The sequence below is a fragment of the Arthrobacter sp. M2012083 genome, assembly GCF_000281065.1.
In the GTDB taxonomy this organism is placed as follows: Bacteria; Actinomycetota; Actinomycetes; order Actinomycetales; family Micrococcaceae; genus Arthrobacter.
In genome coordinates this window covers 17,505-31,661 of record NZ_AKKK01000025.1, presented here as the reverse complement: position 1 = coordinate 31,661, position 14,157 = coordinate 17,505, and the positions used below count along the sequence as shown (strand labels likewise).

Genomic DNA, 14,157 nt, shown 5'->3' with positions numbered 1-14,157 from the left:
CAGCCTACCTCTACCCCCAGCCACAGGAGTTCCTTTGCAGCCTTCGGAAGCTACGCATTCCAATACCCCGCAGAACACTAAGACGGTGCTGGTCACCGGTGCCACGGGCTACATCGGCGGGCGGTTGGTCCCCCGGCTCCTCGAAGCCGGCCACACGGTCAAGGTCTTGGTCCGCACTCCACAGAAGATCGCCGACGTTCCGTGGCACGATCAGGTTGAGATCATCCAGGACAGCCTGTCCGATGCCCGAAGCTTGTCGGACGCACTGAGCGGGGTGGATGTCCTCTACTACTTGGTCCACTCGATGGCTTCCGGCAGCGGATTTGAAGCCAAGGAAGAAGCGATGGCCAGGCTCGTGGCGCGTGCAGCCACGGATGCGGGTGTGGAAAGGATCGTCTACCTCGGCGGCCTGCACCCGGAAAATGCGGAGCTCTCCATCCATATGCGGTCCCGGGAGACCGTGGGCCGGGTGTTCCTCGAGTCTGCAGTTGACTCCATCGTGTTCCAAGCCGGCGTGGTGATCGGTTCGGGTTCGGCCTCGTTCGAAATGATCCGACACCTCGCTGAGACCCTGCCGGTCATGCCCGCGCCCAGCTGGGTCAATAACCGCGTGGAGGCCATCGCCGTCCGTGATGTCCTCCATTACCTCGTGGCCGCAGCCGCACTCCCGGAGAAGCTGAACCGTTCCTTCGACGTCGGTTCCAGGGATGTCCTGAAGTACAAGGACATGATGAACGAGTACGCCGTGGAGCGTGGGCTCCCCCGGCGGCTGGTGGTCGCGCTTCCGGTGCCTGCTCCCAAGCTCGCGGGCTTGTGGGTCGCCCTGGTGACTCCCATTCCGTTGTCCATGTCCCTCCCCTTGGTGCAGTCCCTGCAACACGACGCGGTGTCGCGGGAGCACGACGTCGACGAGTACATTCCTCAGCCCGACGGCGGCCTGACGCCTTACCGGCGCGCCGTCGCCTTGGCGCTGGGCAAGGAACGGGACGGGCAGGTTGAGACGACGTGGGCGAACGCGGGCATAGACGCCGATCCCCTGCCGAGCGACCCCGACTGGGCCGGATACAAGGTGTTCCTTGACGAACGGACCTTCCACAGCGAGGCCAAGCCGGAGCACGTATGGACAATCATTGAGGGCATTGGCGGCAAGAACGGCTGGTACTCCCTTCCTTTGGCTTGGCGGGTCCGGGGTTGGCTGGACAAGTTGCAGGGCGGTGCTGGGCTCTTGAGGGGTCGCCGGCACCCGAAGACCCTGAATACAGGTGAGGTGGTGGATTGGTGGCGAGTGGAGGCCATCGACCGCGGACACCTGCTGCGGTTGCGCGCCGAAATGCGGGCCCCCGGCGGTGCCTGGCTTGAGCTGGCAGTGGAGCCCGATGGTGACGGCAGCCTTTACAAGCAACGCGCTATCTTCTTCCCGCGCGGGTTGGCTGGAAGGCTTTACTGGCTTGGCGTGTACCCCTTCCACGGGTTCATTTTTCCCTCAATGGCCCGCAATATTTCGGCCGCGGCCACTAGCCTCCAGGAGGCCGGTTCAAGCGCCTCCACCCGGACCCCGTAGGATGTTGGGAGCTAAAAAGCTTCACCACAACCATCCACGGAGGACCCATGGCCCTGAGTGCATCCACCACCCTGCCCCACAGCGTTGACCGCGTAGCCGCCGTCTTCGTGAACGAAGATTTCCTGCGTCACACCAGCGAATACGTGGGCGGCTCCTTGGAATCGTTCACCGTTGACGGCGACACTGCCGGCGCTTTCACCACCACCACGGTCCGCACGCTGCCCACCACGCGCCTGCCGGACATCGCCCGCAAGTTCGTTGGCGAGACCCTCAAGGTGACCCAGACCGAGAAGTGGGAAGCTCCCGCTGCCGACGGTTCACGTTCCAGCACGATTGCCCTGAAGATCTCGGGCGCTCCGCTTGATGTCACCGCGGTCCAGCGCCTGGTGGCCGAGGGCGGCAGCACCCGGATCGAACTCGAAGGCAATGTGACCTCCTCCGTTCCGTTCCTCGGCGGCAAGATCGCCGACGCTGCCGAGCCCATGGTGGGCAAGGCTTTGGGCATTCAGTCGCAGCAGGCGCAGGCCTGGCTCGAAAGCCACTAGCGTGGAGATCCCCGCAATATTGGCGGTTGTCCTGATCGTTGCCGGTGTCTGGTCCTTGGTGGTGTGGCCGCAGTTCCTGAAGCGCGTCATGAAGGACCCACGCGCCCGCGATGCTGCCGGGAAAGCCACCAAGTTCCTCACGGTCCACGTTGTGCTGGTCTCCATCTCCATGGTGCTCGGACTCGCGACGGCGGCCATCGGGATCGCGGGTCTGGTCGCCTAGGCTTCACCCAACTGAGTAGCAGATCAGGTTCAGAACGGCCCGATCTGCTACTCAGTTGAGTAAGATGGGTAGTGGTGTGCCGGGAAGTCTGGTCGGCGTTTTTTTGGAGTACCCGCAAATGCCCGCACACTTTGAGGAGCCCCGTGCCCCAGCCGACAAACCAGCCCCAGCCCTCGAGCCAGCCCTCGCACGGCAAAGTTTTCTCCCGCTCAAGCTACCCCGAGTACCGCAGGATCCTCTCGATCCTCCGCACGGAGACAGTTGGCGGCGCCCTCCTCCTGGCCGCCACCGTGGTGGCGCTCATCTGGGCGAACTCCCCGGCAGCAGACGGGTATTTCGCACTCCGCGACGTCAAGATCGGCTACGAACCCTGGCATCTTGATCTGAGCTTGGGCCATTGGGCTTCGGATGGCTTGCTGGCCGTGTTCTTCTTCCTCGCGGGCCTTGAGCTCAAGCGGGAATTCGTCGCCGGGGAACTCCGCAAACCTGCCCGTGCAGTTGTCCCCGTGGCCGCTGCCGTTGGTGGAGTAGTGGTTCCGGCGTTGATCTACGTTCTCTTCAACCTGGGAACAGCCGGAGAAACACTCAAAGGCTGGGCCATTCCCACCGCCACGGACATCGCCTTCGCCCTTGCAGTGCTGGCCGTCATCAACACCCATTTGCCCGCCGCGCTCCGGACATTCCTGTTGACGCTCGCAGTGGTGGACGACCTGATCGCCATCGGCATCATCGCTTTCTTCTACTCCGCCGGGCTCCAGCCCCTCATGCTTTTGGCTGCCCTGGTTCCACTGGCACTCTTCACGTTCCTTGTCCAGAAGCGGATCCGCAGCTGGTACCTCCTACTGCCGCTCGCCTTGGCCACGTGGGGCTTCGTCCATGCCTCCGGTATTCATGCCACCGTGGCCGGAGTGCTGTTGGGCTTCGCCGTGCCGGTCCTGGCCAGCGGCAAAAAGGGAGAACCGGCCGAGGGCCTGGCCGAGCACCTCGAACACAAGCTACGCCCATTCTCGGCAGGCTTCGCCGTGCCTGTCTTCGCGTTCTTCTCCGCGGGCGTGGCCTTGGGAGGGTTCGACGGCATGGGGGCCGCCCTGAGGGATCCGGTTGCCTTGGGCATCGTGGCAGCATTGGTGGTAGGCAAGGCCGTGGGTGTCTTCGGCACCACGTTCCTGGTCACCAAAACCACCCGCGCAAGCCTGGATTCCAGCATCGCCTGGATTGACCTCTTCGGGCTGGCTCTGCTGGCCGGCATCGGATTCACTGTCTCATTGCTGATCGGCGAGTTGAGCTTCGGCGCCGGCTCTGCCCATAACGACCACGCCAAAGTGGCCATCCTGGCAGGTTCCCTGATCTCGGCGCTGCTGGCCGCCGTCGTGCTCAAGGCCCGCAACCGGCGCTACCGCCAGGTGCAGGCAGATGAAGAACGGGACGACGACGGCGACGGGGTTCCTGACGTTTTTGCCCGCGCCTGACGCGGACCTACTGCGGTGGCCCCTAGGCGGTGGCTTGGTTGAGCGCGTCCTCGGCGGCAACCCAGGAAATCATGGCACATTTCACCCGGGCGGCGTAGCGGGCCACTCCTTCGAAGGCGGCGGCATCGCCCAGAATTTCGGGGTCGGCCTGGATCTTTCCACGTGAACGGAGAACCTCGCGGAAGTTATCGATGACGGAGTGCAATTCCGCCACGGACATGCCCTCACCCAGTTCGCTGAGCACCGAGGCGGAAGCCATGGAGATGGAACAGCCCGCGCCGTCCCAGCTGATCTGTTGGACGGTTCCATCGGACACCGCAAGCCGCAGCGTCACTTCATCCCCGCACACGGGGTTCAGCTGGTGCGATTGACCGGTGGAGGTACCGTCCGGAGCATCGGTTTCCGCCAGGCCGCTGCCGTGCCGCTGCTTGGAATGGTCCAGGATGATCTGCTGGTACAACTGGTCAAGACTCATGATGCTTTTTGCCTCTTCTGGGGAGATCGTCGGATGCGGGTGTGCGGCCGAAAGGCCCCTGCCGCGTGTCAGGCCTGGAAGTAGGCCCGGACACCCGAAACGGCGTCGAGGAAAGCATCGACATCGTCCGTGGTGTTGTAGAGGTACGTGCTCGCGCGGGTTGTTGCCGTCAGTCCGAGCCGGCGGTGCAGCGGCTGGGCGCAGTGGTGGCCCACGCGAACGGCGATGCCGCGGTCATCAAGAAACTGTCCGACGTCGTGGGCGTGGACCCCGGCGACGTCGAAGGCCGCCAGTCCGATTCGTTCAAGACCGGACGCCGGACCCACCACGCGAATTCCGTCGATGCTTTCCAGCCCCTTCACCAGGCGCTGGCCAAGCTCCGTTTCCCAGGCGTGGATGCGGTCAATACCTGTCTCGGTGAGGTAGTTCACGGCGGTTGCGAGCGCAACAGCCTGGGAGATCCGTTGGGTTCCGGCCTCGAACCGCTGCGGTGCCGGCAAGTACTCGGCCCGTTCCATGGTGACCGTGGTGATCATGGACCCGCCCGTCAGGAAAGGCGGCATGACATCCAGGAGCTCCTGCTTCCCGTACATCACGCCCACACCGGTGGGTGCCAACATTTTGTGGCCGGAGAAAACGGCGAAGTCGACGTCCAGTTCCTTGACGTCAACGGCCATGTGAGGAACGGACTGGCAAGCGTCCAGGACCACCAAAGCACCCACACGGCGGGCCATAGCCACCAGTTCCGGTACCGGGTTGATGGTGCCCAGGACGTTCGATGCGTGGGTGAAGGCCAGGAGCTTGGTCCGCTCTCCCACGATGTCGCCGGCTGCATCCAGCCGCAGGATCCCCTCGTCCGTCACGGGGATGTACTTGAGCGTGGCACCGGTCCGGAAGGCCAGTTCCTGCCAGGGGATGAGGTTGGCGTGGTGCTCCATTTCGGTGACTACGATCTCGTCGCCCGGACCGATCGCCAGGTCCTTCAGACCGGAACCACCACGGCCCTGCGCAGCCCACAGGGCGGCGTTGGATAGCGCGTAGCTGATGAGGTTGAGGCCCTCCGTGGCATTGGAGGTCCAGACGGTTTCCTCGTACCGCGCGCCAATAAAGTCCGCCACGGTCTGGCGTGCGTCCTCAAATACCTCCGTGGCTTCCACTGCGAGGTGGTGCGCGCCGCGGTGAACGGCGGCGTTGCGTTGCTCGTAGTACTCCTGCTCAGCCTCGATGACGCTGAGCGGGTTCTGCGACGTAGCGCCGGAATCGAGGTAGATCAAAGGCTTGCCGTTGACCAGCTGGTCCAGCACCGGGAAATCATTCCGGATCCGCAACACTTCCGCGTTATCCATGGCGTGCATGGACCGCTGCAGTGAGGCGGGAGTTGATACGGCAGTCAAGGGACGCTCCTTGGAAATCCTTCAGGGACTCCTCATTATCCCACGCTGGCCCCTACCCGGCGGTGTGCCGTACAGCACGTTAGCTGCCGGCCCGACCCGGCACCCATCCCAGTGGTGGAACCATCCCGCTGTCGAAGGCACTCCGGAGCCGCTCCACGAGCACCGAGGCCCGACGACTCGCAGCGGCGCGCGTCCTGGCCTCGTAACCGCTGGCTGCCCGGGAATAGCAGAGGGCTGCATGGGCAAACTGCCGGTCTGCAGACAAGCTCCGCCCCGCCGACTCCAGGGCCTTGGGGTCGTTGTCCGTCAAGGCCGATGCGAATGTCCCCAGCGACGCACCGGCCGGGCCGTGAAGGGTCGCGGCCAGAGCGCCCAGGCGGCGCAGGATCCCAAGATCGTCGACGGCGGCACTGCCCGCGTTAAGTGTCAGGAGCGAGAACACCTCCGCCTCCATCAAAGTGCTTCCCTGCGAGTGCAACTTTTCCGCCAAAGCCAACAGATGAGTTGACGTGCCTGAGGCTTGGTCCTGCGCTGCCGCGATATACAAGGCGCTGAGTTGCAGCAAGAGGCCATCAGTGGTCGGAGCGGTTTCCTTGGCGGCCTCCACGGCGGCTTCCTGCGCGGCCATGGCCTGCCGGACCCGCGCCATGGCCGGCCGCGGGTTCCCGCACAACGCCTCGCAGTAGGCCAGCAGGCCCGCAGCCAGAGCGAGTACCGGCGGTAGGCCGGCGTCGTGCAGTTCAGCGAGGACGGGCTCCAAGGTGGCGCGGGCTGCACGCGGCAGCCCCTGGCTGAGCTGGACGTAACCGCGGGCGACGTCCAAGCATGCCGAAAGGTGCATCGGCATGGCGTAGTCGGCGGGACAGCCCAAAAGCGGGTCCACCAGCTCCCATGCCAGGTTGTACCGGAGACTCATGACATGCCGGAGCATCGTCCCCGGCAGGAACATCTCCATGGCCGGGTCAGCGCTGATGGCTTCCATCGCAGCAGACGAGCTCCGCAGCGCTTCCGGCGCCGCCCCGGAAAGAAGCAGGCGCTCCGATTCCCGCACATTCCACATGATCATGGCGGCAGGGTCAGCGGGTTCCTCGGAGCCTTGGCCGGCAGGCGCCTGCCCCACGTGCTCCACCTCAACAGGCTCCGCTTCAAGAGGCCCGGGACCAGGCGCGGCACCCAGCAAGCCGAGGGCCATGAGTCGATGCGCGGCGTCGAGCTTCACCCCAAGGGACCCACCCGCGGCCGCCAAGCGCCGAAGTTCCGGAGCTGCTTCCGCAAGCTGGCCCTCGGCGATCAGCGCCCGCGCGCCAAGCAGTCGGGCCTCGTCAGCATGATCCTTCCCCGTCACTGCCGAGGCGGCCTTCCGGGCGAGTTCGGCAGTGGACGGCCGGTCAGCGGCAGGAGCGGCGGCCAAGAGAAGCTCGTCGGAGAGGGTCAGGCCGCAGTCGAGGGTCCATGTCATCCATCGCAGCATGGCCGGGGCCGTCTCCGTAGTCAGCACCGGCTCCTCCAAGCCCAGTCGCAGCACCATGCTCCGGGACCGCGGCACAGACAAACGGGTTCCTTCCCCGCGCAGCCAGGAACTCGTGCGGACCAGCAAGGGCCGGCCCGGTAGCAACCTGATGTCATGGTTCGTGAAGAGATGCTCCATGGCTTTCTGCCCGAAGTGGCGCTCCACCACCTCCAAAGCCACGGGCTCGGCCAGCGCGATGAGTTCCAAGGCTTGGCGTTCTTCCGGCGGGCGGGAAACGTTCTCCGCCCGGATATGCTCAACGACGCTGGGCCAGTCGCAGTGCGCCCGGACGTCGATGGTCCAGAAACCATCCATCTGTACCAGGAACCCGGCGCGGCGGGCGTCATTCACCGCGAGGCAAAGCAATCCAACGTTGAAGCCACTCATGGCAGCAAGGAGGCTGCTTGCGCGTCGCTGGACCTGCCCGCCCAGGACTGTCTCGCACAGAGCATGAGCTTCCGTGAAGCTGAAGGGAGGCAGGAAGTACTGCTCCAGGAAGCCGTCTTCCCAGAGCTGGTAGAGGTCCTGCGGGAGCGGGTAGCGGCTTTCCGCCGTAGCCACCAACGTTGCACCGAAGCCCGGGATGAGTTGCAGCAGGACCGCCAGTGAGGCGGGATCGATGTAGTGGATGTCGTCCACCAACAGAACCAGCTGAGGCCGCACCGGTTGAGCGTGCCGCTTGTTTCGGCGTCGTCCAAGCGGGGGTGTGTACAAGTAGTCGGCTGGCCCCAGGGTATTGGTGAGAGCCCGTAGAACGTGGAGGCCCGGAGCTGCAGCGTCCTCCACTTCGGCTGTGGATACGGCTCCCAATGCGCCGAAGTGGAGTGCCCTGAGTTCCGGCTTTCCGGTGAAGGTGCGGACATCCATGGTTTTTGGGAGTCCCTCTTTGAGGGAGAGCAAAAGGTGGCTCTTTCCTGAGCCCCGCTCCCCCACAACCACGATGCCACTGGTGGAGGCCGAAGGAACGGCGGAAAGGATGAGGTCGAGCAGCTGCGCCCTGTCCGGGAATGTTGATGGCCTCAGCCCTGCTGTGACGGTGTCTTCGTCCAGCCAGGGGTCCGGCAACATGCACACTCCAATAGCAGCAGTCCCATGATGCGGGAGGGGGTTTGGGGGTCCGCGGTTCGCGGGTCCCTGGCCTAGAAGCCGGCGGCGGCTGGGGGGAGAGTCTCGGTCTCAGAAGACTCTGTCGCCGCCGGCTTCGTACAGGGCCGGACCACCTTTCGGCGGCCGGAGCATCGGCTCAAGAGACCTCCGATGCGGGTGATGCGACTTTCGGAATCCCGGTGATGCTTGGGGCTGAACCGTTCTTCCAAGATCAATATTGCCGGGGTGCAACATCGCGTACATCAGTAGTTGGTACTCGAAAAGTGGCCAGCTTTTGGTGCCGCGATACTCTGTTGTACTCAGTCCCGGAACGGGGCACTACTTGGTTTCGACACGGAACACACGCGCATTACTCCATTGATTGGGTAAATTCCGCGGGATTGCGGGGGCAGGTGGGCCGGGAGGCCCTGAAGCGGGTACTTAGCAGCGCGCGTCAGTGACGGACGGCCGAGCCCAGATCTTCGCGCCGCCGGATGCCCAACTTGGCGTAGCTCCGGTACAAATGACCTTCCACGGTCCGGACCGACACCATGAGCTTCTCGGCGATCTGGCGGTCGGTCAGTCCTGAGACGGCCAATGCCACGATGTCCTGCTCGCGCCGGGTCAGTGGCACGGATCGGTCCGCCTCAGTGTGCGGGTCATGGACCAGGGCATCGCCCAGGCTGGCCTCGCTGACATCGCGCAGTACAGCTGCTTGCCGCGCCTCGGGCCGTTTGCCTTCAGCGTCGAAGGTCTCAGCAGCTTTGTCGAACGCCACCGCGGCGGGTCCCGGCATTCCGGAAGCAGCCAAAAGATTGCCCGCATTCACCAACCCTTGGCCCTCACCGCGCAACTGTGCCACCGCCATGGACTGCCAGCCGGCCGCCCAGCCTCCGTCCATCGACGACGCCGTTTCCTGGATGGACTCCATGGCCTGAACGTCCCCGAGCTCGGCCCTGAGCACCAGGTTTTGCATCAAAATGCCCGGCAATCGGTGCAGATCTCCGGATTCCGGAAGTCGGCTCAATTTCTGCAGGCCTGTGCCTTTGCTGAGAAGTTCCTGACCTGCAAGCCTGAACAGTTCCGCGAGGGCTTCCACGAAGGCCCCGGCTGCCGCTCCTTGTTCGCTTTCCAAGCGCCGGGCGGGCACTGTGTTGCCGGACTTCGCTGCGGCGTAGAACGCCAAGGCGTTTCCCAGGCTTCGCAACTGCAGCGGGTCCCTGACCCGCAGCGCTTCGACAGCGGGCGTCAGCAGCTCCGTGGCCTGTTCCAGGCGGCCCTGGCGCAACAGAGACATGCCTTTGAGCGCTTCGATGCCTCCACCAAAATAGATGAGTCCCATGGCCGAACCGGCGGCGTAGCGGTCAAGGGCTGTAGCGGCCGCTTCCCAGTCTCCGGATTCCAAGGCCGCCAAGGTATAACGCAGCAGAACAAAGTCGCTGAAGTACAGGAGGTCATTGTCGTTTTCCAACAGCAGCAAGGCTTCCCGGCCAGCCTCCAAAGCCTGCACGGGGTGTCCCTCCACCGTCAGGAGCTCACACTGCATCGCCAGCAGGAAAATCCGGTCCATGGCACGGTTGGGCCCATCATGCCGTATCGCTTCCTCGAACCGGCCCAGGCCATCATGGAGTTCCTCATAGCGGCCGTCATTGGCAAGTACTGCCAATTCCAGCGCCCGCGCCTGCCTTTCGACATGCTGGACAACAGGGTCGGAGGTCTCCCGTTCACCTATCAGGGCTTTGGCAGCGGTCCGTGCATCAGCCACGATGTCCGCCGACTGATCGCCCGCGGCAGTGCGCGAGGCAGCCCACAGAAGGCCTGCGCCCAAAGGTCGCGACGGATCATCGTCCAGAAACCCGGAGCCTTCCTCCAACAACCGGATGGCACTGCGGTAGTCGCCGTCGTTGTAGTGGACCATGGCCATGACCGCGCGCGCCCGCGGACGCAGCGCCTCCGATCGAACTTTGCCCGCTGCCGCTATCGCCAAGGGATTCTGAAGCAGCTTGGCGGCCAGGAATGCTGCCCGCAGCAGCCGTTCATCATCGACGTCGGCGCCACAGTCCAGGGCCCAGCTCACTTGCCGAAGCAGTCCCTCGGCTGTGGACGGTTCCGTGGGCAATTGTTGCTCCATGCGCTGGCGGATCTGGAGGCTGCGGGCAGGCGAAACGATCTTGCGGAGCGCCTCACTGTACATGGGGTGCCACATTCTGAGGGGCCCGCCGGCTCCATTGGCGGAGAGTACAAGCCTGCTGTCCATCAATGCCCGTATAGTGTCCCTGCCCACCTGCGTATCCAGCACAGCGGCAGGGACGGGCTCAGACAGGGCAATGATGTACATCGCCTCCCTTTCAGCTTCGCTGGTCCGGAGTACCCTGTTTCGGACTACCTCGGCCAGGCTTTCCCCGCTGCCGGAGAGTGCCCGGGTCAAAAGCCAGACCCCGTTCCGGCGTACCAGGTTACCCTCAGACTTTGAGTCCTCAAGGAGGCAGTGAAGCAGCAACGGGTTGCCTTCGGACGCAGAGTGCAGGACCTCAGCGGCGCTGGACATGAGGGGGCCGCCGAGCGTCTTTTCTGCCAACTCAGTGACTGTTTGCTTGTCCAGCGGGTGGAGCTCCAGCCGCTCTGCCAGTCCGTCGTACCAGAGTTGAAGCAGGGCCGCGGGCAAACCCGGCCTGGGCCTGCTGGTGGCTACGAGCCGAGCCCATCCCGCAGTGACCAGTTCGGCGAGAATCTGCGTACTGCCTTCATCGAGGTCGTGTGCGTCGTCCACGATCAACAGCAGGCGCGCCCCTTCGCCGCCACGCCGTTTCTCGAACTGGGACCAGAACTCACGCAGGATCGCCACAGGTGACGTCGCTTGCTCAACAGGAAGATCCAACAAGTACGGGGCAAGGACGCCGTAGGGCACGGCGGACAGCGCGGGACTCCCATGAACCCGCATCACCACCATTTCCCCGGCCAGGCGCGCTGCGATTTCGGCTGCCAAGGCGGTCTTTCCGATGCCGGGATCCGCAACCAGGAGCACGGCCCCGGCGCCTTCCTGGCGCAGAATCTCCATGGCCAGGTCCAATTCGGCGTCCCGCCCTACAAGGTACTCAGCCTGCATGGGCAACCCACGCCATGTCTAGGGAAATTCCGCCGCTTGCCTCACAGCAGTCCATTGAGCTCGCCCCGAGACGATACGCCGAGCTTGGTGAATACCTGGTACAGATGACCTTCTACAGTTCGCACAGACACCCCAATATCCATCGCGATTTCACGGTTGCTGACACCCTTTCCCGCGAGTTTAGCAATTTGGCGTTCCCGTTCAGTCAACACCGGCGCGTCGCTGCGTGGCTGGATCGGCAATGCAGGGACCGAATGTTCCAGCCGTTCAAGCCTCAGCTGAGCCGTTCGGGCTGCCGTTGTTTCCCCGGCGTCCCTGGCGTAATCAAGTGCCATGGCCACGCACCGGGCTTCCACCACCAACAGGTCAAGCGATGCTGCGGCATCAGCGGCCGCCAGCAACGAGCGGGAGCTCTTGGTCAGGGCACCGCGCGCAAGATCGCCTGAAATCTTGGCCAAGGGCCCTTGGCGACGGCCGGCAATATCCTCCAGCAACCGGTATTCCTCGTCTGTGCCTTCCACGGTGGCGCCAAAAAGGTAGATGCCGGCAGTGGTGAAGCGCTGCTGCTCGATGTCCGTGCGTACCCGGGCCAGGAGCCGCTGCTTCACATCAGGGTCACCCATCCACCGCCCGGCCATCTCGGCGCAGAACTCAGCGACTGATTCGGAGAAATACGTCCCAACGCCCCTGCAGGTTCTATAGAGGTCCAGGTATCGGCCGGCCTCCACTGAATTGCCTAGTTGAGCGTAGGCAAAAGCGGTGGCTGCATAGGCAACCTTGTTCATGTTCATGCTGGGCCGGAGCTCCAGTTGGGCAACTGCCGAGCGCAGGGGTTCGATTGCGCTGGCGGGCTTACCGGCATACGCGAACGCAAGCCCGACGCCCAACTCGGTGAGCGCACCCCGGTATTGAAGGCGGGAGGACCCTGAGGGTGTGCGGCGCATGAGTTCGATGCACTTCCGCCATTGCCCGGACAACAGCAGGACCAGGAACGCGTGCCTGGCGAAGGATTCCTCCAGCTGTGCGGGGCGGTCCGTGTCCCCCAAGTGCCGTGAAACGGTTCGCGCGAGTTGTTGTGCCTCCAGCTCCCTGCCCAGCATGCAGCGGGCCTCGATCAGGAAGAAGGATGACTTGAGCCAGTGTTCGCGGTCCTCCGCGGGATCCTTGGCCTGTTCCTCTTCCAAGGCGTCAATCATGGCGGCGTATTCGCCCATGTAGGTTTGGTACTCGTAGCTGCAGAGCCGGAGTCGGTTGCGTGCCGCGGCCATGGCCTGGGCCGGATACTCCCCGGCCTTGGCTTCAAGCGTCTCCAGGCCGGCGGCGATGACTCCCGGCACCATTCCTGACCGACCGTCGATCCACGTCATCGCCTGGCATTTTGCTGCGATGACTTCAGCGAACTCCAATGGCTCCAAAGCAGCGATGTGCGACTCGGACACCTCATCCAACGCCTGGGCCGCGTGCAACGGCAGGTCCAACAAGAGGTAGGCCGCAGCTTTGAGCCGCTGTCCGGGCACCCATTCGCTGTCCTTCGGGTCCAGTGAGAGCGTGCATTGTATGGCGAAGTTGGGGTCATAGTCATCCAAAGCGGCGCGCCCGGCCGCAAGTGCATGCGCGGGCGATGGCGCGGGCTCATCCTCGGAGGCATGCATCCATGCCGCATAGCTTAGGAGGTCCTGCGGTGCCAAGGCCTGGAGTTCAGGCTCTTTGGGACCGTGCAGCATCAACCGGAGCTCGCGCATACGGCGGGTACTCAACCAGCCGCGCACTACCTCGCCCACGTACGGGTCCCGGAGCGAAACCCAGTGGTCCCCGTCCTTTTCAATGGTCAGCAGGGCTGACTCTTCCATCTCCACCAGAACTTCTGTGCCGAAGATGTCTGCCAGATCCAAGAGTGTTGCGCGCTGCGCGCAAGCCAGAATTTCGACGACGGTCCTGCTGGCTTGCGGTTCGCGCGCCAGTCTGGAGCGGACAAAGTCCTCCACAACCGTGGCGCCCTCAAGTTTGATTCGGTCGCGGAGCGTCCACACTGAGTCGTTGAGGACCAGGTTGCCCGTGTGTCGCTGCTCCGCGAGAAGCGCATGCAGGAGCATGGGGTTGCCGCCCACGGCGGAGTGCAGTGAACCTACCAGTGTTGAAGAGACATAGTGCCCCAGGACCGAGCCGAGGACTTGCTTGGTCTGTTCCTCGCTGAGCGTGTTCAGATGCACCTCGCCCAGCGTTCCTTCAAGGACCAACCGATGGAAATCAGCTGGGAGGTCGCTGGCGCGTTGCGCGGTGGCAATGACCTTCGCGGTGCCGGTAGCCATGAGGTTCAACAGCACGCCTGTGCTCATGGGGTCCATGCCACCGGCGTTGTCCACGATGAAAACGGTCTCCCGTCCCGCCGCTTCTGTTCTGATGAGGTTCGTGACCGCGTGCAGGATGCCCGTGGGCGAGCCCACGGCACCCGAAGGCAACCGGGCCAGCAGGAAACCAAGGCATCCATAGGGGGTCTGGCCGCTTGCCACTGTGTTGCGCAGCTGGAGGCTGTGGACTTTGGGGCCGAGAGACGACACTACTGCCCTTGCCAGGCCTGATTTGCCGATTCCCCGTTCCCCGGTGAGGACCACACCGTAGGAGTCGGGCGAGTCGAGGTGTTTGCCCGCCTTGGACAAATCGTGGCTCCGGGCCAACAGCGACCATGTTTGACGGTCTGTTGGGCCGCCCACAAGATCGGGAGCCGCAGCTCTCGCTACGCCTCCACCGCTCCTGTTTAGCAACTCCGCCGACATCCGCATCCTTAGCT

General features: G+C 64.0%; 9 protein-coding genes. 4 read left to right on the top strand and 5 right to left on the bottom strand.

Features of this window, described 5'->3' with window-relative positions; all coding sequences use genetic code 11:
• Window positions 1-34: 34 nt before the first annotated feature.
• From A477_RS0112350 to nhaA, 4 genes are all read left to right on the top strand, one after another.
• Entirely contained in the window at window positions 35-1,561 is a 1,527-nt protein-coding gene (locus tag A477_RS0112350; RefSeq protein ID WP_026005579.1) for an SDR family oxidoreductase, read from the top strand.
• Between the two features lie 47 nt (window positions 1,562-1,608).
• Window positions 1,609-2,106, top strand: coding sequence for a DUF2505 domain-containing protein (locus A477_RS0112345; protein ID WP_017199299.1), 498 nt, complete (start codon window positions 1,609-1,611; stop codon window positions 2,104-2,106).
• 1 nt (window position 2,107) lies between these two features.
• On the top strand, window positions 2,108-2,329 hold the full coding sequence (locus tag A477_RS0112340) for an SCO4848 family membrane protein (RefSeq protein WP_017199298.1): 222 nt from the start codon (window positions 2,108-2,110) through the stop codon (window positions 2,327-2,329).
• A gap of 143 nt (window positions 2,330-2,472) precedes the next feature.
• Window positions 2,473-3,798, top strand: coding sequence for a Na+/H+ antiporter NhaA (gene nhaA / locus A477_RS0112335; RefSeq protein ID WP_017199297.1), 1,326 nt, complete (start codon window positions 2,473-2,475; stop codon window positions 3,796-3,798).
• A gap of 22 nt (window positions 3,799-3,820) precedes the next feature.
• Here nhaA and sufU read toward each other — a convergent pair whose 3' ends face one another.
• From sufU to A477_RS0112310, 5 genes are all read right to left on the bottom strand, one after another.
• Window positions 3,821-4,273, bottom strand: coding sequence for a Fe-S cluster assembly sulfur transfer protein SufU (gene sufU, locus A477_RS0112330; protein WP_017199296.1), 453 nt, complete (start codon window positions 4,271-4,273; stop codon window positions 3,821-3,823).
• Window positions 4,274-4,341: 68 nt separating this feature from the next.
• Window positions 4,342-5,667, bottom strand: a complete 1,326-nt coding sequence (locus A477_RS0112325; protein ID WP_017199295.1) for a cysteine desulfurase — start codon at window positions 5,665-5,667, stop codon at window positions 4,342-4,344.
• Between the two features lie 79 nt (window positions 5,668-5,746).
• Window positions 5,747-8,245 (bottom strand): ATP-binding protein, encoded by a 2,499-nt coding sequence (locus A477_RS0112320; protein WP_017199294.1) that lies wholly within the window; start codon window positions 8,243-8,245, stop codon window positions 5,747-5,749.
• Between the two features lie 472 nt (window positions 8,246-8,717).
• A complete protein-coding gene (locus A477_RS0112315; RefSeq protein WP_017199293.1) occupies window positions 8,718-11,369 on the bottom strand; it encodes a helix-turn-helix transcriptional regulator in 2,652 nt (883 codons plus the stop codon).
• A 41-nt stretch (window positions 11,370-11,410) separates the two neighbouring features.
• Window positions 11,411-14,143, bottom strand: coding sequence for a helix-turn-helix transcriptional regulator (locus tag A477_RS0112310; protein WP_026005577.1), 2,733 nt, complete (start codon window positions 14,141-14,143; stop codon window positions 11,411-11,413).
• Window positions 14,144-14,157: the final 14 nt, after the last annotated feature.

Excerpts from the sequence above, each read along its gene's own strand:
- A477_RS0112345 (WP_017199299.1), top strand. The coding sequence starts at position 1,609 with ATGGCCCTGAGTGCATCCACCACCCTGCCCCACAGCGTTGACCGCGTA.
- sufU (WP_017199296.1), bottom strand. The coding sequence starts at position 4,273 with ATGAGTCTTGACCAGTTGTACCAGCAGATCATCCTGGACCATTCCAAG.
- A477_RS0112320 (WP_017199294.1), bottom strand. The coding sequence starts at position 8,245 with ATGTTGCCGGACCCCTGGCTGGACGAAGACACCGTCACAGCAGGGCTG.
- A477_RS0112315 (WP_017199293.1), bottom strand. The coding sequence starts at position 11,369 with ATGCAGGCTGAGTACCTTGTAGGGCGGGACGCCGAATTGGACCTGGCC.
- A477_RS0112310 (WP_026005577.1), bottom strand. The coding sequence starts at position 14,143 with ATGTCGGCGGAGTTGCTAAACAGGAGCGGTGGAGGCGTAGCGAGAGCT.